This is a genomic window from Pseudomonas sp. PAMC 26793, from assembly GCF_000313235.1.
In the GTDB taxonomy this organism is placed as follows: domain Bacteria; phylum Pseudomonadota; class Gammaproteobacteria; order Pseudomonadales; family Pseudomonadaceae; genus Aquipseudomonas; species Aquipseudomonas yamanorum.
This window is the reverse complement of record NZ_AMXG01000024.1, coordinates 1-20,322: the sequence shown is the minus strand read 5'-3', so window position 1 is coordinate 20,322 and position 20,322 is coordinate 1. Positions and strand designations below refer to the sequence as shown.

The following is a 20,322-nucleotide window of genomic DNA, read 5'->3' as shown; positions in this document are numbered from 1 at the left end:
TTTAAGAAACCCTAAACTTGGCTCAGCAATCGTTGGTTACATCTTTGATTTCTCGCGGAGTAACTTGTGATGCTGATAATCTTGTTGACTATCAGTCTGACTCCACAAGCACCCACACGAATTGCTTGATTCAGTTGTTAAAGAGCGGTTGGTTAAGATCTTTCGTCTCAACCGAGGCGCGCATTCTACAGCAGCCTCATTTGCTGTCAAGTGATTATTTTCAGAAGTTTTCAAAGTTTCCTTTGTAACTTCAACCACTTGCGCTTCCGATCTCTCGTTAGCGGGAGGCGAATTCTACAGCGTTACACGCTGCTGTCAACACCTCTTTTTCTCCGCTTTCGACCGAGAAGATCGAACCGTTAATAGGGCAAACAACACGGCCTTACTAACTCCTTCTGGGCTTCGATGACCTGAAGCAACTCGCTGTCGAAACCTACATAACTCTTTGTTTACCAAGGAGTTTTCCGTTTCGACTGCGCCGGAAGTGGGGCGAATTATAGACTTCCAGAATCTGCCGTCAACCCTTAATTTAGCGTTTCTATCAATCCATCCCGACAATCGTAAAATCTGCCTATATATAGAGAAACACAGGACAAGCTGAGCAATATATTGCTCATCGCCACGCAGTTAAGCATCATAGCCACTTCTGCTTCTTTAAATACAACCTCGGACGAACACCCTCAATGACCACTTCACCCCGTAGCCTGGCTTCGACATTGTTTCCGGTCGGCCTGCTACTCATTGCCATGGCCTCCATTCAATCAGGCGCATCACTCGCCAAAAGCATGTTCCCCATTGTGGGCGCCCAAGGCACCACCACCCTGCGCCTGATTTTCGCCAGCGTGATCATGTTGCTTCTATTACGCCCATGGCGCGCCAAGCTCACAGCCAAGTCGCTACAGACCGTGGTCGTTTACGGAATGGCCCTGGGCGGAATGAACTTCCTCTTCTATATGTCGCTGCGGACCGTTCCGCTAGGCATCGCAGTGGCCCTGGAATTCACCGGCCCACTGGCCGTCGCCATTTATGCTTCGCGGCGCGCCGTGGACTTTCTCTGGATAGCCTTGGCCATCATTGGCCTTCTGCTGCTGATTCCCATAGGAGAAGCCAGCAACGGCATCGACCTGACAGGCGCCGCTTACGCACTGGGCGCAGGTGTGTGCTGGGCGCTCTATATTTTGTTCGGCCAAAAGGCCGGCGCTGACAACGGCGTACAGACCGCCGCCCTGGGTGTAATGATTGCCGCACTGTTTGTCGCGCCGATCGGAATCGTCCACGCGGGCACGGCATTACTCACTCCCTCCCTGATCCCGATCGCCATTGGTGTCGCCGTTTTATCCACCGCCCTGCCCTACACCCTGGAGATGGTCGCTCTGACTCGCCTGCCCGCCCGCACATTCGGAACCTTGATGAGTATCGAGCCCGCATTCGGCGCCCTGTCCGGCCTGTTTTTCCTTCAAGAACACTTATCCTTGGCGCAGTGGCTAGCGATCACCTGCATTATCCTGGCCTCGGTTGGCGCAACCCTGACCATGCGTAACGAATCAAAGCCACTCGTTCCCGCAGATTGATTCAGGATTTTACGTAGCTCTGGCATTTGCCGCTCAATTAGGCCATGTTTAAACCGTAACCCAGTGTCACTCATGGAGAATTTAGATAAGGACATCATGAACGCTACACTCGAGAGCGAGTAAAGCCAGCTTCGTGCAGCTAAGCGGGGCGGCTATTAAGGATAGGAATGAAGCGAATTTTGATGCTGTTCATGATTGTGGCAATCGCAGGTTGTGCCGCGACCACCAAGACCGAAGTGAAACGGGGAAAGAAGGGGCTGCATATCAACTGCTCGGGCCTGTCCTCCTCCTGGGACAAGTGCTACGCCAGTGCAGCCAATTCATGCGGCGCCAAAGGCTATAAAGTCATTGCCAAGTCAGGCGACAACGCCGAAGACCCAGGCGACTACCCGTTCGGCCTCAACCCCGCCGGCTACACCAGCCGAAGCATGATCGTCATCTGCAAATAACTGTCGACGCTCTCACAGCCTCGACAGCTGTTGACTGAGCACATCGTAGTTCGATGACAGGACCTGCGCCTGCACCTGAGGGCTGACCATCATCCGCGCCACCACCAGGGCGCCGATGCATTGCGACAGAATCGACCAAGCCAAATCCTCGCTGCCCAGCGTTGCAGCCCAGCCCGCCTGCAATCGGCAAATCCAGTCCTGCGCCTGTTGGCGTACCGCCACATCAGACCGCGCAATCTCCGCCCCCAGGCTCGGCAACGCACAGCCCGCCTCCGACTGCTCCACATGGGCCATGCTCAAATAGAACTTCAAACAGCGATCCAGCCGTTCCCGACTCTGCACACCATTACCATTCAAGCGTTCAAGGCTATGGCTCAATTCACGCTCGACAATCGAACTGAACAATTCGTCCTTCGAGGCGAAGTGGCTATAAAAGGCACCGCCACTCAAGCCAATGGCTTTCATCAAGCCATCCACCCCGACGCTGGCAAACCCTTCTTTCTTAGCCAAGGCGGCACTGCTATGCAGCAGCTTCTCTTTGGTTTCCTGCTTATGACTGGCCGAATATCGCATCACTTCCCTCTCTGTTGTCCGCTTGACGCCTGCGGGATCGTAGCATAACGTTCGTTTGGCAAACGATCGTTTACTAAAGGATCTCCCATGACGAACAACAAGAAAATCGTACTGGTAGTGGGTGCCGGCGATGCCACCGGTGGCGCCATCGCCAGGCGCTTTGCCCGAGAGGGTTATGTCGCCTGCGTTACCCGGCGCAGCGCCGATAAACTGCAACCCTTGGTGGAAAGCATCCAGGCGACAGGTGGAGAAGCGCATGGCTTTGCCTGCGATGCCCGCAAGGAAGAGGACGTTATCGCCCTGATCGAACAGATTGAAACCGAGTTGGGGCCCATAGAAGCCTTTGTCTTCAACATTGGCGCCAATGTGCCGTGCAGTATCCTGGAAGAAACCGCCCGCAAGTACTTCAAGATTTGGGAGATGGCCTGTTTCTCAGGCTTCCTCAACGCCCGGGAAGTGGCCAAGCGCATGGTCACCCGTAATCGCGGGACCATCCTGTTTACCGGTGCTACCGCCGGCTTGCGTGGCGCCGCCGGCTTTGCCGCATTCGCCGGAGCCAAACACGGGATCCGCGCACTGGCGCAAAGCATGGCTCGCGAACTGGGCCCGCGCAATATCCACGTCGCCCACGTGGTCGTGGATGGCGCCATCGACACTGACTTCATCCGCGACAACTTCCCGCAAAAATACGCCCTCAAGGATCAGGACGGTATTCTCAACCCCGAGCACATTGCCGATAACTATTGGTACCTGCATAGCCAGCCGCGGGACGCCTGGACCTTCGAGCTGGACCTGCGCCCCTGGAATGAACCCTGGTAAGCACGCCCCATAACAATAAACAGCGAGTACCCAGCATGAGTAAAACCGTGGAGTTCTTTTTCGACCTCGGCAGCCCGGCCACCTATTTGGCCTATACCCAGCTTCCAGGCCTGTGCGCGGCAACCGGAGCCCAGTTGATTTATAAGCCAATGCTACTGGGCGGCGTATTCAAAGCCACCGGCAACGCGTCACCGGCCACCGTTCCCGCCAAGGGCCGCTACATGTTCCAGGACCTGGCGCGCTATGCCCAGCGCTACAACGTCCCGCTCAAGTTCAATCCGCACTTTCCCATCAACACCTTGCTGCTGATGCGTGCGGTCACCGGCATTCAAATGCGTCAGCCCGAGCGCTTTCTCGACTCCATCGACTGCCTGTTCCGCGCACTTTGGGTAGAGGGCCGTCACTTGGGAGACCTGTCCGTGGTAGCCACAGTGCTGGCCGAACACGGCTTTGATCCCGAAGAAATCCTGGCGCTAACCAATGATGATGAGGTCAAGGCCGCCCTCAAGGACAACACCGAACACGCCATCGAACTTGGCGTATTCGGTGCCCCCAGCCTGTTTGTCGGCAACCAGCTGTTCTTTGGCCAGGATCGCCTGGACTTTGTGCGTGAAGCGCTGAGCTAGATCTCGGCCGTACGCACCTGCAACCACTCCAGCGCAGCGCCACTGAGCAGCGGACTCAGGCGCTCGCGCACTTGCGCATGGTAGTCGTTGAACCACTGGCGCTCTTCCACCGTCAGCAGCGACGGCTCAAGGCAACGGGTGTCGATCGGGCACAGGGTGAGTGTCTCGAACTTGAGGAACTCGCCAAACTCGGTCTTGCCCGCTTCACGGTTCAATACCAGGTTCTCGATGCGCACGCCCCAACGGCCCGGACGGTAAGTGCCCGGCTCGATGGACGTAATCATGCCTGCCTGCATCGCCGTTTGCGGCGCAGCGACGGCTTGGTAGGCGATCACCTGCGGACCTTCATGCACATTCAGGAAATAGCCTACGCCATGGCCGGTGCCGTGGCCGTAGTCCACGCCTTCAGCCCAGATCGGCGCGCGGGCAATGGCGTCCAGCAGCGGCGAGAGAATGCCTTTGGGGAAATGCGCGCGAGACAAGGCAATCACCCCCTTGAGCACTCGCGTACAGTCGCGCTTCTGCTCTTCGCTTGGCGTGCCGATAGGCACCATCCGCGTGATATCGGTCGTGCCGCCCAAGTACTGGCCACCCGAGTCGATCAGCAGCAACCCATCGCCTTCGATCAGCGCGTGCTCTTCTTCAGTCGCGTGATAGTGCGGCATCGCGCCATTGGCATTGAACGCGGCAATCGTGTTGAAGCTCAACGACACATAACCCGGACGACGGGTACGGGCCGCTGTCAGGTGTTCATCAATGGTCAGTTCGGTGATGCGCTCACGGCCCAACGCGCTGTCGAGCCAGGCAAAGAATTCACACAGCGCTGCGCCATCCTGCTCCATGGCCTGGCGAATATGCTCGGCGTCCGCCAGGCTTTTGCGCGACTTGGCCAAGGTGGTCGGGTTAAGCCCTTCGATCAGCGTCACGCCGCTGCCCAAGTTCTCCAGCAAGCCAGCAGTCACCCGTGCCGGGTCGACCTGCACACTGGCGCCCGAAGGAATGTCCTGCAACGCCGCCGCAACTTCGCTGTAATCCCGCAGGGTCACGCCATCCTGTTCCAGCACGGCGCGCAGCTCGGCGTCGACCTTGCTCAAGGCCACAAACAGCGTCGCCTGCTGCTGGCCAATCAAGGCAAAGGACACAAACACCGGATTGAACGAAACGTCGCCGCCGCGCAGGTTAAACAGCCAGGCAATGTCGTCCAGGGTCGCGATGAAATGCCAGTCGGCGCCCTTCTCCTTCAAGCTGGCACGCAGGGCTGCGAGCTTCTCGCCACGGCTGACGGTGGCCTGAGGCGGCAAATGCTGATAGATCGGCTGGTTCGGCAAGGTCGGACGGTCTTGCCAGACTTCATTCAACAGATCGATATCCGTACGCAAGCGTGCACCACGTGCCTCCAGCTTGCTGCCTAAAGTGCGAGCCGATGCAACGGCCATGACCGCGCCATCCACGGCCACCACACCGCCTTCTGGCGTCTGTTCCGCCAGCCACTCCAGCGGCCCGGGCTGACCGGGTTGCAGCTTGACCAACTCGATACCGCTGCCCTTGAGTTCCTTGGTCGCCTGTTCCCAATAGCGGCTGTCTGCCCATACACCGGCGAAATCGGCGGTGACAATCAGCGTACCCACCGAACCATGAAAACCCGACAACCACTGACGGCCCTGCCAGTAACCCGGCAGGTATTCGGACAAGTGCGGGTCGGCCGACGGCACCAACAGGGCATGAATGCCCTCGCGGCTCATCAGTTCGCGGGTGTGCGCCAGGCGCTGGGGAACCGTTCCATGGGTCAAAGGCTGTGTGCTCATCGTGTCTCCTGCTAACCACTAATAATTGTTATGGGGTCAAACGGCCCAGAAAGCCGGTGCGCTGGCCAGTGCGGCCTTGATCAGCCGTACCGCCTGATCGATGTCCTGCTCGGTGGTAAACCGCCCGAGGCTCAAGCGAATGGTGCGACCTGCGCTGCGGGCATCATGGCCCAGAGCCAGAAGCACGTGGGACGGAGCATTGCTTGCCGAATTGCAGGCCGAAGTGGCCGAGAAGGCGATGCCGGCACTCAACGCGGCGGAATTGAACTCGCCTTCGCTGAACGTCAGGCTCAAGGTGTGGGGAATACGCTGGGTAAGGCTGCCATTGAGGCGCACCCCGGCAATCGTATTCAGCTGTTCCAGCAAGCGCTCGCGCAAGGCAACAATGGTCGCCTTCTCTTCGGCAAAGGACGCTGCCGCCAGTGCAAACGCAGTCCCCATGCCGGCAATCTGGTGAGTCGCCAGGGTGCCGGAACGCAAGCCGCCTTCATGACCACCGCCGTGAATCTGCGCCAACACTTTCTGCTGCGCACGTGGGCCGACGTACAGCGCGCCGATACCCTTGGGACCATAGAGTTTGTGTGCGGAAAATGACATCAGGTCCACCGGCCACTCAGCCAGGTCAATCGCGACCTTGCCCGCGCCCTGCGCCGCATCCACGTGAAACAACGCACCGTGTTCACGCACTCGCGCGCCAATCGCCTGGATATCGTTAAGGGTGCCCAGCTCGTTGTTCACCAGCATCAGCGACACCAGGAAGGTGTCCTCACGCAACGCTTCGCTCACCGCCTCAACGCTGATCAAACCCTCGGCGTCCGGCACCAGGTACGTCACCGTAACCCCGGCTTCCTGCAGCTGGCGGGCGGTATCCAACGTGGCCTTGTGTTCAATCTGGCTGGTGATGATGTGCCCGCCGGCCACGCCTCGCGCCTGGGCAACGCCCTTGATGGCGAGGTTGTTGGACTCGGTGGCACCGGAGGTCCAGACGATCTGTGCCGGCTCCGCGCCGACCAGCTCAGCCACCTGGCCTCGCGCCTGTTCAACCGTTTGCCGGGCCCGTTGGCCGAACGCATGGGAACTGGACGCAGGGTTACCGAAGTTGGCGTTGAAGCCCAGGCACTCGACCATCACCTGGATGACCCGCTCATCCACCGGCGTGGTGGCGGCGTAGTCGAAATACAGCGGACGTTTATTCATGACGTTAAAGACTCGCAGAGCATGTTCCCGAGAACAACGTCTCAGGGGCAGCGATCAGGAAGGAAGATGGTTTACCTGATCCCGTGCCGTTAAAGAAAGACCACTTTATTTAAAAGTGCGTAGGAACGCTCCTGAAATTCAGCTTAACAGGCTCCGGGAAACGGATGGCAAACAAAAAACCCGAGGTTCCTGTGGGAAACCTCGGGTTCTTCAGACCTGGCCACTGACTCAACTGGCACGACCGTGGAGCGTCACGCCGCGCTCGGCATTCATTTCACCCTGCCGGTCGAAACCGAAGGTTTTCTGTGGCTGGCCGCTCAGCTCGGCTTTCTTCTGTTGGTATTCATCAAATGACAGGCCCCGACGGCTCAAGGCTTCCAGCGCCAGTTCCTTGCTCTCTTCAGCCGTGTACCCACGCAGTTCAGGTGACGAATGTGTCGCACAACCGGCAAGGACTGAGGTGACAAGCAATACGGAAATAGCGAGAAAACGGTTCATGGCGAAGGTCCTGCGAAACGGGCTGAAGTCAATGAGCACAGGCTACTCCCGGCCCTGCACGGTGAAAAATCATCAGCCGTGATAGTCGCTATCAACCATTGCGACACCCGTGATAGCCACACCTTATATTCCATAAAGAACTATAAATATGGAAATACGTTCATTTACGGAATAAATACAACCCTCTATAAATGGCCTCAACGCGCACGCCACTGTTCGCCTGGCAACTGTTGCCCAGGCAACAGCCCTTCAACAAAACACCAGGCAGGCAACACCGCCATTTTCCGACACCTGGCACAGAGCCCGCGCCAGTCAAGGGCTGCACGGTTTGGTACAGCTCTTGCTCAAGCCCTGCTACTGCTCTTGCCCTGAGCCACTGTTGAAAAAGGAACTGTTGATGACTCGTCCACTGAATGTCGTTGCCCTCTCCGGCGGAACCTGGCGTCCGTCCCGCACCTTGGTGTTGACCCAGGCCGTGCTGGCCGAACTGGCCAATCAATTGCCGATCCAGACCACCCTGATTGAACTGGGCGACATTGCCCGGCCACTGGGCGGCGCACTGTCACGCCAGGAACTGCCCGCCGACGTCGAGGCGCAACTGCACGCCATCGAACAGGCCGACCTGCTGATCGTCGCCGCCCCGGTGTATCGGGGCTCTTACCCTGGCCTGCTCAAGCACCTGTTCGACCTGGTCGACCTCAACGCCCTGATCAACACCCCAGTGTTGCTGGCGGCTACCGGCGGCAGCGAACGCCACGCCCTGGTACTCGATCACCAGTTGCGCCCGCTGTTCAGTTTCTTCCAGGCCCTGACCCTGCCCATTGGCGTGTACGCCACCGAGGCCGACTTCACCGACTACCAAATAACCAGTGAGCCCTTGAAGGCTCGCATTCGCCTTGCTGCAGAACGCGCCGCGCCGTTGTTTGCCGCGCATCCCACCTCTCTGCTGAAAATCGCTTAAGGATTTGTCATGGATGTTTTCTGGTTTCTGCCTACACACGGTGACGGCCATTACCTGGGCACCACCCAAGGCGCTCGCCCGGTCACCCTCAACTATTTGAAACAAGTCGCCCAAGCTGCGGACAACCTCGGCTACCACGGCGTGCTCATCCCCACCGGCCGCTCCTGCGAGGACTCCTGGGTCATCGCCTCGGCGCTGGTGCCACTGACCGAACGCCTGCGCTACCTGGTGGCGATTCGCCCGGGGATTATTTCGCCGACCGTCTCCGCACGCATGGCCGCCACCCTGGACCGCCTGTCCAATGGCCGCCTGTTGATCAACGTGGTGACTGGCGGCGACCCCGACGAAAACCGCGGCGACGGCAGCTTCCTCGATCACAGCGAACGCTACGAAGTGACCGACGAATTCCTCAAGATCTGGCGCCGCGTGTTGCAGGGCGAATCGGTGGACTTCGAAGGCAAACACCTGCGGGTGCAGAACGCCAAGGCACTTTACCCGCCGGTGCAGAAGCCATATCCGCCCTTGTACTTCGGCGGTTCCTCGGACGCTGCCCATGACCTCGCCGCCGAACAAGTCGACGTGTACCTGACCTGGGGCGAACCACCGGCCGCCGTCGCGGAAAAACTCGCCGACGTGCGTGAGCGCGCCGCCCGCCACGGTCGCACCGTCAAGTTCGGGATTCGCCTGCATGTGATCGTGCGGGAAACCGAAGAAGACGCCTGGAAAGCCGCCGCCAAACTGATCGAACACATCAGCGACGAAACCATCGCCGCCGCGCAGAAATCCTTCTCACGCTTTGACTCCGAAGGCCAGCGGCGCATGGCCGCACTGCACGACGGGCGCCGCGACAACCTGGAAATCGCCCCCAACCTGTGGGCCGGCGTCGGCCTGGTGCGTGGCGGCGCGGGCACGGCCTTAGTGGGCAACCCCCAGCAAGTTGCCGAGCGGATCAAGGAATACGCGGACCTGGGCATCGAAAGCTTCATCTTCTCCGGCTACCCGCACCTGGAAGAGGCGTATCGCTTTGCCGAACTGGTGTTCCCGCTGCTGCCGGAACCCTACGCGAGCCTGGCCGGGCGCGGCGTCACCAACCTCACCGGACCGTTCGGCGAAATGATTGCCAACGACGTCCTGCCGGCAAAAGCCAAGGCCTGACTTGCCGTCTGCCGGGGGTACGCCCCGGCACACCATGAGGAATCCCGCATGACAGCCAAACCCAACAGCGTCCTGCCCTCACCGTTGCAGACAGCCAAACTGCTGGCCGCCGAATTTGCCCTCACCGCCGTCGAACGTGACGAGCGCGGCGGCACACCCAAGACCGAACGTGACGCGCTGCGCCAAAGCGGCTTGCTGGCCCTGAGCATCCCCACCCAATACGGCGGCCTCGGCGCCCGCTGGAGCGAGACCCTGGAGATCGTTCGCGAGTTCGCCAAAGTCGACAGCTCCATCGCCCACGTCTTCGGCTTTCATCACCTGATGCTCGCCACCGTTCGCCTGTTCTCCCGCCCGGAGCAATGGCAACCCTGGTTCGAACAAACCGCGCGCAAAAACTGGTTCTGGGGCAACGCCCTCAACCCGCTGGACACGCGCACGGTGGTCAAGGCCTACAAAGGCTGGCACGAATTCTCCGGCAAGAAGAGTTTTTGCTCCGGCGCCAGCGACTCGGAAATGCTAATTGCATCGGCCGTGGATGAAAGCGCCGGCGGCAAACTGCTGATCGCCGCCATCCCCAGCGGGCGCAGCGGCATCACCCTGCACAATGACTGGAACAACATCGGCCAGCGCCAGACCGACAGCGGCAGCGCCAGCTTCGAACGAGTACGGGTGGAAGAGTCGGAGTTGCTCCTCGATCCCGGCCCGCTGAGCACGCCCTTCGCCTGCCTGCGCCCGCTGATCGCCCAGTTGACCTTCACCCATATGTTCCTCGGCATCGCCGAAGGCGCCTTTGCCGAAGCCCGGAATTACACCCTGACCGAAACCCGGCCCTGGCATAAATCCACGGTGCAGGACATCCGCCAGGACCCGTATGTGCTCAATCACTACGGCGAATTCTGGGTCGCCCTTGAAGGCGTGCGCCTGCTGGTGGAACGTGCCGCCGAGCTACTGGACCAGGCCTGGGCCAAAGGCCCGAGCCTCAGCGAAAGCGAGCGCGGTGAACTGGCCATTGCCATCGCCACCGCCAAGGTCGCCGCCACCCGCAACGGCCTGGAGCTGTGCAGCCGCCTGTTCGAAGTCACCGGCGCGCGTTCCACCCACGCCTCCCTGCGCCTGGACCGGCACTGGCGCAACCTGCGCACGCAAACCTTGCACGATCCGGTGGATTACAAACTCCACGAACTGGGGGACTGGGCGTTGAACCAGTCCCTGCCGATTCCCACGTTCTACTCCTAGAAGAGGTGCCCATGCAGCTTTTAACCTTACCGCCCTCGCCCGCTCTTGCGACCTCGATCCGCGCCACGGCCCAGGTCTTCGAAGACCCGAAATCCCAGGCGCTGCTGGCGCACATCCAGCAAGTCGCGCCCAGCGAAGCCAGCGTGCTGATCATCGGCGAAACCGGCACCGGTAAAGAGCTGGTGGCGCGCCATATCCACAACCTCAGCGCCCGGCGCAACCGGCCGTTCGTGGCGGTAAACTGCGGCGCGTTTTCCGAATCCCTGGTGGAAGCCGAGCTGTTCGGCCATGAAAAAGGCGCCTTCACCGGCGCCCTCAGCGCCAAGGCCGGCTGGTTCGAAGAGGCCGACGGCGGCACCCTGTTCCTCGATGAAATCGGTGATTTGCCGATGGCGATTCAGGTCAAGCTGCTGCGGGTACTCCAGGAGCGCGAAGTGGTGCGCCTGGGCTCACGCAAAAGCATTCCCATCGACGTGCGGGTATTGGCGGCCACCAACGTTCAGTTGGAAAAAGCTATCAACGCCGGGCATTTCCGCGAAGACCTCTACTACCGCCTCGACGTGGTCAGCCTCGAACTCAGCCCGTTGCGGGACCGGCCCGGCGACATCCTGCCCCTGACCCGGCACTTTATAGAAGCCTACAGCCAGCGCCTGGGTTACGGCCCGATCACGATCAGCCGCGAGGCCGAGCAGAAACTCAAAAGCTACAGTTGGCCGGGCAACATCCGCGAGCTGGAAAACGTAATCCATCACACCCTGCTGATCTGCCGCAACGGCGTGATCGAACGCGACGACCTGCGCCTGTCGAACATGCGCATCGAGCGTCAGGACGACAGCCAGCACGGCACCGACAATAGCGCCGAAGCCCTGCTGGAACGCGCCTTTCAAAAACTCTTCGAGGAACAGGCCGGCGCCCTGCATGAAAAGGTCGAGGACGCACTGCTGCGCGCCGCCTACCGCTTCAGCCATTACAACCAGGTGCACACCGCCAACCTGCTGGGCCTGAGCCGCAACGTGACGCGTACCCGCTTGATCAAGATCGGCGAGCTGGCCGTGAACAAGCGCCGCCCCGGCGAAAACGTACAGGGCGAGCGCATGCTGCACCTGTCAATTTAGGCGGCAGTGCAAGGCGTTGTCATGGCTGCGCTCGATACTGCGCAGCACCTGGAACGAACCGAAGGTCACTGCCGTGGCCTGGTGGGCGCGTATCAGCGTCCAGAAATCTTCTTCACCGTGCTCAAAACACTTGAAGGCCGCCTCACCGTCCTCGCGGGAGCGCCATTGCAAGTAGCTGAGCACCCGGCGGCCATCATCGCTGACCTGCACGCTGGCATTGATAAAGCCGCGGTGGTCCTGGGCCAGGCGCTCGCTTTGGGATGACAGGGCCGCTACCAACGCGGATTGCTGCTGAGGTTCGATCTGGAACTCGACCATCTGGGTGAAACTCAGACTCTTCTCTAATACGTGCATGAACATTCCCCTTTTACCGTAGGCACAATCTTGCGATTGGATGCCACGCAGGGTAAAACCTCTAGTTAAGTCAAGGTCAAGGGCTTTTTCATGGTCACCAAAGAACTCACCGTCGGCCAATTGGCAGCCCGCAGCGGCGTCGCCGTTACCGCCCTGCACTTCTACGAAACCAAGGGGTTGATCAAGAGCAGCCGCAACGCCGGCAATCAACGGCGCTACTCGCGGGACGTGTTGCGCCGGGTGGCGGTGATCAAGATTGCCCAGCGTTTGGGCATCCCTCTGGCGACGATCCATGAGGCACTGCAAACCCTGCCCGATGGCCGCACGCCCACCGCCGCTGACTGGGAGCGCCTGTCTGCGTTGTGGCGTGAGGACCTGGACCGGCGCATCGACAAACTGATGCTGCTGCGGGACAAACTCAGTGGCTGTATTGGCTGCGGGTGCCTGTCGATGGAGGCGTGCCCGCTGCGCAATCAGGATGACGTACTGGGTGAACGCGGGCCTGGGGCACAGTTGCTGGAGCCCAGCGTAAATCCCTGATAAGGAAACCCGCTCCCACATTTTGATCTCCATCAGACTTAGAAACCGGGGGCTATCTGGCCTTTATAGCGGGTCAGGATGAACTGGCGCACTTCATCGGAGTTCAACGCCTTGGCCAGTTTCTCGATACCCGGGTCGTTGATGTTGTCCGGGCGCGCTACCAGATACTCGACGTACAGGCTCTTGCCCTTCTCGACGATCAACGCGCTGTTGGTGTCGATCCCCGCTTCCAGGGCGTAGTTGGCGAACACGAACGCCAGGTCCACCTGGCTCACCGAGCGAGCCAGCAACGCCCCTTCCAACTCACGAATTTTCAGGTGCTTGGGGTTTTCGACGATGTCCCGTGGGGTGGCCAGGGTGTTGCTCGGGTCCTTGAGTTTGATCAGGCCGGCTTCATCCAGCAGCACCAGCGCACGGCCGGTGTTGACCGGGTCGTTGGGGATCGACACTGTGGCGCCGTCTTTCAACTCAGCGATGTTTTTGATCTTGGTCGAATAGGCACCAAACGGCTCGATGTGCACGCCAACCACCGGCACCAGATTGGTATGCCGGGTTTTGTTGTAGTCATCCAGGAAAGGCCGGTACTGATAGTAGTTGGCGTCAATGTTCTTCAGCGCCAGTTGTTGGTTGGGCTGGATGAAGTCGGTGAAGACCTTGATTTGCAGGTCCACGCCCTCCTTGGCCAGCACGGGTTTGACGAACTCCAGGATCTCGGCGTGAGGCACGGGCGTGGCGCCGACGACCAGCGTCTCGTTGGCAAAAGCGTTGAAGGACAAGACAGCGGCCAAGATGGCCAGGGATTTTTTCATGGTTGCTCCGAAGGCATTAGTTATAGGAATCAACGGCGGCTGTAACGCGCCACCAAACGGTCACCGGTCATTTGCAGGGCCTGCACCAGCACCAACAGCAGCAACACCGTGATCACCATCACGTCGGTCTGGAAACGCTGATAGCCATAGCGAATTGCCAGGTCGCCCAGGCCACCGCCACCGATCACCCCGGCCATCGCGGTGTAGTCCACCAGCACAATCGCGGTAACGGTGACCGCTGCCAGCAGCCCGCCCCGGGCTTCCGGCAACAGCGTGTGGCGGATCACCTGCCAGGTGCTGGCGCCCATGGATTGGGTGGCTTCCACCACACCACGGTCGACTTCACGCAAGGCGGTTTCCACCAGCCGCGCAAAGAAAGGCGTACAGCCCACCACCAACGGCGGAATCGTGCCGGGCACGCCCAGGGAGGTGCCCACCAGCAAGGTGGTCACCGGGATCAGCACAATCAGCAGGATGATGAACGGCAGCGAACGCAGCACGTTCACCACCACCGACAGCACCCGATACACCACCAGGGTTTCGTGCAACTGGCGCTTGCCGGTAAGGAACAGCACCACCCCGAGCGGCAACCCCAACAGCACGGTAAAACCCAGGGCCGCAGTGAGCATGCTCAAGGTTTCCAGGCAGGCTTGGCCGATGTCGGCCCAGTAGATGTTTTTAAACAGCTCGGCCATGGTTCAGGACCAGTCGTGACGCGGTGGCTTGGCACCGTTGAGCAACCAGTTGCCCACCACGTGATACTTCCAGCGCACCGGATCATGCAGGGTGTGCACCCGGGCGTTGCGCCAGTGACGGTCGAAGTTGTGTTTCTTCAAAGTGGAACGGGTGCCGCCGAGTTCGAAGAGCTTGTTGCTGGCTTCGATGGCGATTTCAGTGGTCAGTACCTTGGCTCGGGCGACCGCCAGGGAAGCGTGGGCGACGTTGTCTTCATCGGGTACCGGGCGCGCGGCGTCCAGGGCTTTTCCGGCGCGCTCCAGCAAGGCTTCCGCCGCTTCCAGACGAATATCCAATGCGCCGATCTGGATGATGGTCAGCGGATCTTCACTGGCTTTTTCCACCCCGGCATCAATCCACGGGCGGGCGAATTGCCGGACGAACTGCACCGTGTCACGCAGCGCGGCACGGGCGATGCCGGCGTCGATGGCGGCGGTAGTCAATTGTGCGAAAGGGCCGGCTAGCGTCGGCGAATCGTAGGAGCGATGAGTAGGAAACAGATTGAAAGCCGGCACCTTCAAGTCATCAGCCAGCACCGTGCCGCTGGACGTGGTGCGCTGCCCCATGCTGTCCCAGTCGTCGACCACCACCAAGCCTTCAGTGCCGCGGGACACGAACGCCAACTGCGCATTTTGCTGTTCATCCAGCGCCAGCACCGCCAGCCAGTGGGCGTACAGCGAACCGGTGCAATACCCCTTGCGACCGTTGATCACATAGCCATCGCCTTGCCGGCGGATGGTCGCCTGGATGTCTTGGACGTTCTTACCGGCGGTTTCCGACAGTGCATTGGCAAACCGATGCCCTTCCAGCGCCAGGCCAAAAAAGTACGCCTGCTGCTCGGGGGTGCCCTGCAGACGGATGTCTTCCAGCAGGCAGTAATGGTTCTGCGGGATCTGACCCAGCGACGGGTCGGCCGCCGAGATGATCGCAATCACCTGGGCCAACACCGCGTAGGACACCTGGGCGCCGCCAAACTCGCGAGGCACGCTGATGCCCCACAAGCCGCTGTTGGAATACAGATCCACCACTTCGGCCGGCACCTGGCGGGTGCGGTCACGTTCGGCGTCTTGTTCCAGCAACACGGCGGCGACCCGATGGGCAACGGCCAGGGCCTGGGCCTCGTCGCGGATCAGTTCGGCGTGGGGCGTGTGAATCGGGTAATCGGCAGATACAGGCAGTACGGACATACAACGCTCTCGGGCGAATGATTGACCTGAGGCATTGCAGCTTCTGTGCCTGAGGCGCCAGGCCTTCAAACACAAGGATTTGCGCCCGATGTACACGCGGCAGACCGCCCACGGCGCAGCAAACTGCCGGTTTGCTGTTGCCTGGCCAACACCTCGTCGGCTGCCCGCAGGCCACGGCGCACGTGGCCTATAGTGAAAAGGCCGTCCCTCCATAACCACAATCAAGGAGAACGATATGAGCGTTAAACCTATTCCCGAGGGCTATCACAGCATCACGCCGTACCTGGGTATCGAAAAAGCCGCTGAGGCCATCGAGTTCTACAAGAAAGCCTTCGGCGCCACCGAAGTCATGCGCCTGGACATGCCCGACGGCAAGATCGGCCATGCCGAACTGCGCATTGGCGATTCGGCGATCATGATGGCCTCACCCTGTGGCGAAATGTCTTTCGGCAGCCCGGGAAAAGAACACCCCAGTGTGTGCCTGCATCTCTATGTTCAGGACGTCGACCAACAGTTCGCCCAGGCCATCAAGGCCGGCGGCACCGCGATTTCAGCACCCAAGGATCAATTCTACGGTGACCGCTCCGGGACACTGAAAGACCCGTTCGGGCATGTGTGGTTTTTGGCCACACGCAAGGAGGACTTGACCGAGGCGCAGGTTCGCCAGCGTGCCGAGGCGTTGTTCAAGCAAGGATGAAGTCGCCTGGGCGACACAACCCAACTGTGGGAGCTGGCTTGCCTGCGATGGCATCACCTCGGTGCGACTGATACACCGAATGGCCTGCATCGCAGGCGAGCCAGCTCCCACAGTTGACCTGCACTGCCTGAAAGATCGGGCTTCAACACACTTCATGAACAACCCCTCCACGTTTTCCCCCTTGCCCCAGGCGCCGTGTGATTTCAGGATGCAGGCAATCATCACAAGGAGTCATTCCATGTTCGCCGGATTCCAAAAAGACCAGCGCCACGTCAACGGCGTGGACATCTGCTACCGCAAAGGCGGCACAGGTCCCGGCCTGCTCCTGCTGCACGGGCACCCGCAGACCCACGTCATCTGGCACAAGGTCGCCGAGCAACTGGCCGAACACTTCACCGTGGTCGCCGCCGACCTGCGCGGTTACGGCGACAGCAGCAAGCCCGCCGCCAATGACCACCACACCCACTATTCCAAACGCGAAATGGCCCGCGACGGCGTCGAATTGATGAAGGCCTTGGGCTTCGAGGAATTCTCGGTACTGGCCCACGACCGTGGCGCCCGAGTCGCCCATCGCCTGGCCCTGGACCATCCCAAGGCCGTGCAGCGCATGGTCCTGCTGGACATCGCACCGACCCTGGCCATGTACGCCCAGACCGACGAAGCCTTCGCCCGCGCCTACTGGCACTGGTTCTTCCTGATCCGCCCGGCGCCGCTGCCCGAGAGCCTGATCGAGGGCAATCCGGAACTGTACCTGCGCAGCGTCATGGGCAGCCGCAGCGCCGGCCTCAAGCCGTTCACCGATGAAGCCTTCGCCGAATACCTGCGCTGCCTGAAACTGCCCGGTACCGCCACTGGCATTTGCGAAGACTACCGCGCCGCTGCCGGCATCGACCTTGAGCACGACCGCGCCGATATCGACAAAGGCAATCACCTGGAACTGCCATTGCTGGTGATGTGGGGCGCCGAAGGCACCGTCGGCCGCTGCTTCGACCCCCTCCAGGAATGGCAGAAAGTCGCTACCGACGTACGTGGCAAGGCCCTGCCGGCCGGCCACTACATCGCTGAAGAAGCCCCTGAACTGTTGCTCGGCGAAGTCCTGGCCTTCCTTCGCTGAGCCGTTATGAACCGCTGACCTGACCGCTCCCGCCCCGCTGGCTTGAAACAGCCTGCGACGGGAGCTGCTTGCCCAAAAAACGTCTCGAGATAATAAAAATGACAATCAGAAAACTGCTGGGAACCCTGTATGTGCAGGTGATCATCGCCATTGTGCTGGGCGTGTTGATCGGCAACCACTGGCCGCAGGTGGGTATCGACCTCAAGCCGTTGGGCGACGGGTTTATCAAGCTGATCAAGATGATCATCGGCCCGATCATTTTCTGCACCGTGGTCTCCGGCATCACCAGCATGCATGACGTGAAGCAGGTGGGCCGCGTGGGTGGCAAGGCGCTGCTGTACTTTGAGATCGTCTCCAGCATCGCCCTGGTGATCGGCATCCTTGCCGCGCACCTGCTGCACCCGGGCGTGGGTTTCAATATTGATGTGAAAACCCTCGACACCTCGGCCATCGCCGGTTTTGTCGGCCAGGCCGAACACGGCGAAGGTGTCACCGGATTCCTGATGCATGTGATCCCGACGACCTTCTTCGACGCCTTCTCCAAAGGCGAAATCCTCCCGGTGCTGTTTGTGTCAGTGCTGTTCGGCCTCGGGCTGGTGATGATCGGCGAGAAGGGCCGGCCCCTGGTGGGCGTGATCAACCAGGCCAGCGAAGTATTCTTCCGCATCGTCGGGATGATCAGTCGCGTCGCACCGATCGGGGCCTTCGGGGCCATCGCCTTCACCATCGGCAAGTACGGCCTGGGTTCGCTGCTGCCGCTGTTGAAACTGGTGGGCACGTTCTACGTCACCGCGTTTTTCTTCGTCGCCGTGGTGCTGGGCAGCATTGCCCGTTATGTAGGATTCAGCATCTTCAAGCTGCTGACCTACATCAAAGCCGAGCTGTTGATCGTGCTGGGCACCAGCTCCTCCGAATCTGCGCTGCCGCAGCTGATCCAGAAACTCGAAAGCCTTGGCGCGTCCAAAGGCGTGGTGGGGATCGTGGTGCCCACCGGCTACACCTTCAACCTGGACGGTACCAACATCTATATGACCCTGGCGGTGCTGTTCCTGGCCCAGGCGACCAACATCGACCTGACGCTGGAGCAACAACTGACCCTGCTGGCGGTGGCGATGCTCACCTCCAAAGGCGCCGGTGCAGTGGTGGGCGCAGGCTTTGTCGCGCTGGCCGCCAGCCTCGCGGTGGTGCCGACGGTGCCGGTGGCGGCGATGGTGTTGATCCTGGGTGTGGACCGGTTCATGGCTGAATGCCGCTCGCTGACCAACATCATCGGCAATGCCGTGGCGGCGCTGGTGGTGGCTGCGTGGGAAGGTGAACTGGATCGCGAAAAAATGGCGCCCATCGCCCTCAAGCACGGCCGCCATGCACGGGCCGCCGCCCAGGCGAAGATCGCCGCCGAGTAACCCTTAAACCCCGATCCCCTGTGGCGAGGGAGCTTGCTCCCGCTGGGCTGCGTAGCGGCCCCAAAAAAGATGGGAGCGCTACGCACTCCAGCGGGAGCAAGCTCCCTCGCCACAGCAAGCTCCCTTACCACAGCAAGCTCCCTTACCACAGAAGCTCCCTCGCCACACCGGTGCTATTCTGGCGGTTCATGCCGCCACGCCTGTTTCTGATGACTAACAAGAAAGATACCGTGCCCCTACCTGAAGACCTGCGGGTATTCCTGACTGTGATCCGCAAGGCCGGCTTTGCTGCGGCTGCCGATGAGCTGGGGTTGTCCCCTGCCTATGTCAGCAAGCGTATCCAGATTCTCGAAACCACCCTTGCCACTCGCCTGCTGCACCGCACCAGCCGTCGCATTGCCCTGACGGAAGACGGTGAACGGGTGCAGCGCTGGGCGGTGCGTATTCTCGAAGATTTCCAGCAACTGTCCGACGAACTGTCCGATGCCCACGACAGCCCCCGCGGCCACCTGCATTTGTGCAGCAGCTTCGGTTTCGGCCGTAACCATGTGGCGCCAGCCTTGTCGCTGCTGGCCGAACAATACCCGGACCTGGAAATTCGCCTGGACCTGTTCGACCGGGTGGTGGATATCGTCAGCGAGGGTTTTGACCTGGAGATCCGCGTGGGCGACGACATTCCCGGCCAACACATCGGCCGCCGGCTGGTGAGCAACCGCCGGGTGCTGTGTGCGGCGCCCGCCTATCTCGAACGCCGTGGCACACCGCAGTACTTGAGTGACCTGGAACAGCACGACTGCCTGGTGCTCAAGGAGCGGGATAACGCGTTTGGCATCTGGCACCTGGAGCGCGATGGCGTGCAGGACAGCGTGCGCGTGCGCGGGCCGTTGTCGTCCAATAACGGTGAGATTGTCTTGCAATGGGCGCTTGATGGGCGTGGGGTGTTGCTACGCTCGATGTGGGACGTGAAGCCGCTGCTGGAACAGGGGAAACTGGTGCAGGTGCTGCACGACTACACCCAGAGCGCCAACGTGTGGGCGGTGTACCCGACGCGGTTGGCGTACTCCGGGAAGTTGCGGGCGTGTGTGGAGTTTTTGCAGGAGCACTTTAAGGGGTTGTCGATTTAGCGCGTCGGGGTTGGGTACATATCCATTGTTGCGGTAACGGCCAGCTTGAGTGTTGTAGAGCAAAAGCCAAATCAAAAGCGGGCACGGTCCAAATGTGGGAGCGGGCTTGCTCGCGAAGGTCGTTAACGATGACGCGGGCATTCTGGATGAACGCGGCGCTCTCAGGTTTTTCGCGAGCAAGCCCGCTCCCACAGAAAAGCAGCTCTGCTTTCGCTCTGGCTTCTAACACTCAAGCCGGCCGGGAGGCCGCTGTGCTTTTGATCTGACTGCCCCAATAAGCCCGAGGCCGAACGCAGGCAGTGCGGAGCAGCCAACCTACAACAACATCCCTATCACCCGAGCCAAGGATTGGCC

Annotated in this window: 21 protein-coding genes; 13 read left to right on the top strand and 8 right to left on the bottom strand. The window is 60.4% G+C overall.

From position 1 onward, the window contains the following. Positions 1–683: 683 nt before the first annotated feature. Both rhtA and D109_RS0110390 read left to right on the top strand, forming a co-directional pair. A complete protein-coding gene (gene rhtA / locus D109_RS0110395; protein WP_026077873.1) occupies positions 684–1,571 on the top strand; it encodes a threonine/homoserine exporter RhtA in 888 nt (295 codons plus the stop codon). Between the two features lie 167 nt (positions 1,572–1,738). Continuing rightward, entirely contained in the window at positions 1,739–2,020 is a 282-nt protein-coding gene (locus D109_RS0110390; protein WP_017476825.1) for a hypothetical protein, read from the top strand. Positions 2,021–2,032: 12 nt separating this feature from the next. Here the strand turns inward: D109_RS0110390 and D109_RS0110385 are convergent, their stop codons facing one another. Next, complete coding sequence (locus tag D109_RS0110385; protein WP_017476824.1) at positions 2,033–2,593, bottom strand: TetR/AcrR family transcriptional regulator; 561 nt, start codon at positions 2,591–2,593, stop codon at positions 2,033–2,035. 87 nt (positions 2,594–2,680) lie between these two features. Here D109_RS0110385 and D109_RS0110380 point away from each other — a divergent pair, with 87 nt between their 5' ends. Together D109_RS0110380 and D109_RS0110375 are read left to right on the top strand one after the other, a co-directional pair. Then, positions 2,681–3,412: an SDR family oxidoreductase gene (locus tag D109_RS0110380; protein WP_017476823.1), complete on the top strand. Its 732-nt coding sequence runs from the start codon at positions 2,681–2,683 to the stop codon at positions 3,410–3,412. Between the two features lie 35 nt (positions 3,413–3,447). After that, positions 3,448–4,038 (top strand): 2-hydroxychromene-2-carboxylate isomerase, encoded by a 591-nt coding sequence (locus D109_RS0110375; RefSeq protein WP_026077872.1) that lies wholly within the window; start codon positions 3,448–3,450, stop codon positions 4,036–4,038. Here D109_RS0110375 and D109_RS0110370 read toward each other — a convergent pair. The 3 genes from D109_RS0110370 to D109_RS0110360 form a co-directional block, all read right to left on the bottom strand. Next, positions 4,035–5,843 (bottom strand): aminopeptidase P family protein, encoded by a 1,809-nt coding sequence (locus D109_RS0110370; RefSeq protein ID WP_017476821.1) that lies wholly within the window; start codon positions 5,841–5,843, stop codon positions 4,035–4,037. The genes D109_RS0110375 and D109_RS0110370 overlap by 4 nt on opposite strands. A 36-nt stretch (positions 5,844–5,879) precedes the next feature. Then, a complete protein-coding gene (locus D109_RS0110365) occupies positions 5,880–7,040 on the bottom strand; it encodes a cysteine desulfurase family protein (protein WP_017476820.1) in 1,161 nt (386 codons plus the stop codon). 228 nt (positions 7,041–7,268) lie between these two features. Further along, complete coding sequence (locus D109_RS0110360; protein ID WP_026077871.1) at positions 7,269–7,538, bottom strand: hypothetical protein; 270 nt, start codon at positions 7,536–7,538, stop codon at positions 7,269–7,271. Positions 7,539–7,935: 397 nt separating this feature from the next. Here D109_RS0110360 and msuE point away from each other — a divergent pair, with 397 nt between their 5' ends. The 4 genes from msuE to D109_RS0110340 are packed head-to-tail and all read left to right on the top strand — an operon-like array spanning position 7,936 to position 12,005. Beyond that, positions 7,936–8,499, top strand: a complete 564-nt coding sequence (gene msuE, locus D109_RS0110355) for an FMN reductase (protein ID WP_017476818.1) — start codon at positions 7,936–7,938, stop codon at positions 8,497–8,499. Between the two features lie 9 nt (positions 8,500–8,508). Next, positions 8,509–9,654: an FMNH2-dependent alkanesulfonate monooxygenase gene (gene ssuD, locus D109_RS0110350; RefSeq protein ID WP_003210130.1), complete on the top strand. Its 1,146-nt coding sequence runs from the start codon at positions 8,509–8,511 to the stop codon at positions 9,652–9,654. A 48-nt stretch (positions 9,655–9,702) separates the two neighbouring features. After that, positions 9,703–10,890: an acyl-CoA dehydrogenase family protein gene (locus D109_RS0110345; RefSeq protein ID WP_017476817.1), complete on the top strand. Its 1,188-nt coding sequence runs from the start codon at positions 9,703–9,705 to the stop codon at positions 10,888–10,890. Positions 10,891–10,901: 11 nt separating this feature from the next. Next, on the top strand, positions 10,902–12,005 hold the full coding sequence (locus D109_RS0110340; protein WP_003210127.1) for a sigma-54-dependent Fis family transcriptional regulator: 1,104 nt from the start codon (positions 10,902–10,904) through the stop codon (positions 12,003–12,005). On the opposite strand, the gene D109_RS0110335 is transcribed toward D109_RS0110340, so the two are convergent. Then, complete coding sequence (locus D109_RS0110335) at positions 11,997–12,365, bottom strand: antibiotic biosynthesis monooxygenase (protein ID WP_017476816.1); 369 nt, start codon at positions 12,363–12,365, stop codon at positions 11,997–11,999. The two genes, D109_RS0110340 and D109_RS0110335, sit on opposite strands and share 9 nt — an antisense overlap. 84 nt (positions 12,366–12,449) lie before the next feature. Here D109_RS0110335 and soxR point away from each other — a divergent pair, with 84 nt between their 5' ends. Continuing rightward, positions 12,450–12,899 (top strand): redox-sensitive transcriptional activator SoxR, encoded by a 450-nt coding sequence (gene soxR, locus D109_RS0110330; RefSeq protein ID WP_017476815.1) that lies wholly within the window; start codon positions 12,450–12,452, stop codon positions 12,897–12,899. A 38-nt stretch (positions 12,900–12,937) separates the two neighbouring features. On the opposite strand, the gene D109_RS0110325 is transcribed toward soxR, so the two are convergent. Genes D109_RS0110325 through D109_RS0110315 form a run of 3 tightly spaced genes read right to left on the bottom strand, consistent with a single transcriptional unit; the run spans position 12,938 to position 15,630 of the window. Next, positions 12,938–13,708 carry a MetQ/NlpA family ABC transporter substrate-binding protein gene (locus tag D109_RS0110325; protein WP_017476814.1) on the bottom strand — a complete coding sequence of 257 codons (771 nt, stop codon included), beginning with the start codon at positions 13,706–13,708 and terminating at the stop codon, positions 12,938–12,940. A gap of 29 nt (positions 13,709–13,737) precedes the next feature. Continuing rightward, on the bottom strand, positions 13,738–14,403 hold the full coding sequence (locus D109_RS0110320; RefSeq protein WP_017476813.1) for a methionine ABC transporter permease: 666 nt from the start codon (positions 14,401–14,403) through the stop codon (positions 13,738–13,740). 3 nt (positions 14,404–14,406) lie between these two features. Then, complete coding sequence (locus D109_RS0110315; RefSeq protein ID WP_017476812.1) at positions 14,407–15,630, bottom strand: SfnB family sulfur acquisition oxidoreductase; 1,224 nt, start codon at positions 15,628–15,630, stop codon at positions 14,407–14,409. Between the two features lie 235 nt (positions 15,631–15,865). Between D109_RS0110315 and D109_RS0110310 the strand changes: the two genes are divergently transcribed. The 4 genes from D109_RS0110310 (at position 15,866) to D109_RS0110295 (ending at position 19,968) form a co-directional block, all read left to right on the top strand. Beyond that, a complete protein-coding gene (locus tag D109_RS0110310) occupies positions 15,866–16,327 on the top strand; it encodes a VOC family protein (RefSeq protein ID WP_017476811.1) in 462 nt (153 codons plus the stop codon). 238 nt (positions 16,328–16,565) lie between these two features. Further along, a complete protein-coding gene (locus tag D109_RS0110305) occupies positions 16,566–17,441 on the top strand; it encodes an alpha/beta fold hydrolase (protein WP_017476810.1) in 876 nt (291 codons plus the stop codon). A 98-nt stretch (positions 17,442–17,539) separates the two neighbouring features. Continuing rightward, entirely contained in the window at positions 17,540–18,844 is a 1,305-nt protein-coding gene (gene dctA / locus D109_RS0110300; protein WP_003207293.1) for a C4-dicarboxylate transporter DctA, read from the top strand. A 209-nt stretch (positions 18,845–19,053) separates the two neighbouring features. Then, positions 19,054–19,968: a LysR substrate-binding domain-containing protein gene (locus D109_RS0110295; protein WP_218187377.1), complete on the top strand. Its 915-nt coding sequence runs from the start codon at positions 19,054–19,056 to the stop codon at positions 19,966–19,968. Positions 19,969–20,322 lie beyond the last annotated feature (354 nt).

Excerpts from the sequence above, each read along its gene's own strand:
- D109_RS0110380 (WP_017476823.1), top strand. The coding sequence starts at position 2,681 with ATGACGAACAACAAGAAAATCGTACTGGTAGTGGGTGCCGGCGATGCC.
- msuE (WP_017476818.1), top strand. The coding sequence starts at position 7,936 with ATGACTCGTCCACTGAATGTCGTTGCCCTCTCCGGCGGAACCTGGCGT.
- D109_RS0110390 (WP_017476825.1), top strand. The coding sequence starts at position 1,739 with ATGAAGCGAATTTTGATGCTGTTCATGATTGTGGCAATCGCAGGTTGT.
- D109_RS0110370 (WP_017476821.1), bottom strand. The coding sequence starts at position 5,843 with ATGAGCACACAGCCTTTGACCCATGGAACGGTTCCCCAGCGCCTGGCG.
- D109_RS0110375 (WP_026077872.1), top strand. The coding sequence starts at position 3,448 with ATGAGTAAAACCGTGGAGTTCTTTTTCGACCTCGGCAGCCCGGCCACC.
- D109_RS0110305 (WP_017476810.1), top strand. The coding sequence starts at position 16,566 with ATGTTCGCCGGATTCCAAAAAGACCAGCGCCACGTCAACGGCGTGGAC.
- D109_RS0110320 (WP_017476813.1), bottom strand. The coding sequence starts at position 14,403 with ATGGCCGAGCTGTTTAAAAACATCTACTGGGCCGACATCGGCCAAGCC.
- rhtA (WP_026077873.1), top strand. The coding sequence starts at position 684 with ATGACCACTTCACCCCGTAGCCTGGCTTCGACATTGTTTCCGGTCGGC.
- D109_RS0110385 (WP_017476824.1), bottom strand. The coding sequence starts at position 2,593 with ATGCGATATTCGGCCAGTCATAAGCAGGAAACCAAAGAGAAGCTGCTG.
- D109_RS0110315 (WP_017476812.1), bottom strand. The coding sequence starts at position 15,630 with ATGTCCGTACTGCCTGTATCTGCCGATTACCCGATTCACACGCCCCAC.
- ssuD (WP_003210130.1), top strand. The coding sequence starts at position 8,509 with ATGGATGTTTTCTGGTTTCTGCCTACACACGGTGACGGCCATTACCTG.
- D109_RS0110295 (WP_218187377.1), top strand. The coding sequence starts at position 19,054 with ATGACTAACAAGAAAGATACCGTGCCCCTACCTGAAGACCTGCGGGTA.
- D109_RS0110310 (WP_017476811.1), top strand. The coding sequence starts at position 15,866 with ATGAGCGTTAAACCTATTCCCGAGGGCTATCACAGCATCACGCCGTAC.
- D109_RS0110340 (WP_003210127.1), top strand. The coding sequence starts at position 10,902 with ATGCAGCTTTTAACCTTACCGCCCTCGCCCGCTCTTGCGACCTCGATC.
- dctA (WP_003207293.1), top strand. The coding sequence starts at position 17,540 with ATGACAATCAGAAAACTGCTGGGAACCCTGTATGTGCAGGTGATCATC.
- D109_RS0110335 (WP_017476816.1), bottom strand. The coding sequence starts at position 12,365 with ATGTTCATGCACGTATTAGAGAAGAGTCTGAGTTTCACCCAGATGGTC.
- D109_RS0110345 (WP_017476817.1), top strand. The coding sequence starts at position 9,703 with ATGACAGCCAAACCCAACAGCGTCCTGCCCTCACCGTTGCAGACAGCC.
- D109_RS0110325 (WP_017476814.1), bottom strand. The coding sequence starts at position 13,708 with ATGAAAAAATCCCTGGCCATCTTGGCCGCTGTCTTGTCCTTCAACGCT.
- soxR (WP_017476815.1), top strand. The coding sequence starts at position 12,450 with ATGGTCACCAAAGAACTCACCGTCGGCCAATTGGCAGCCCGCAGCGGC.
- D109_RS0110365 (WP_017476820.1), bottom strand. The coding sequence starts at position 7,040 with ATGAATAAACGTCCGCTGTATTTCGACTACGCCGCCACCACGCCGGTG.
- D109_RS0110360 (WP_026077871.1), bottom strand. The coding sequence starts at position 7,538 with ATGAACCGTTTTCTCGCTATTTCCGTATTGCTTGTCACCTCAGTCCTT.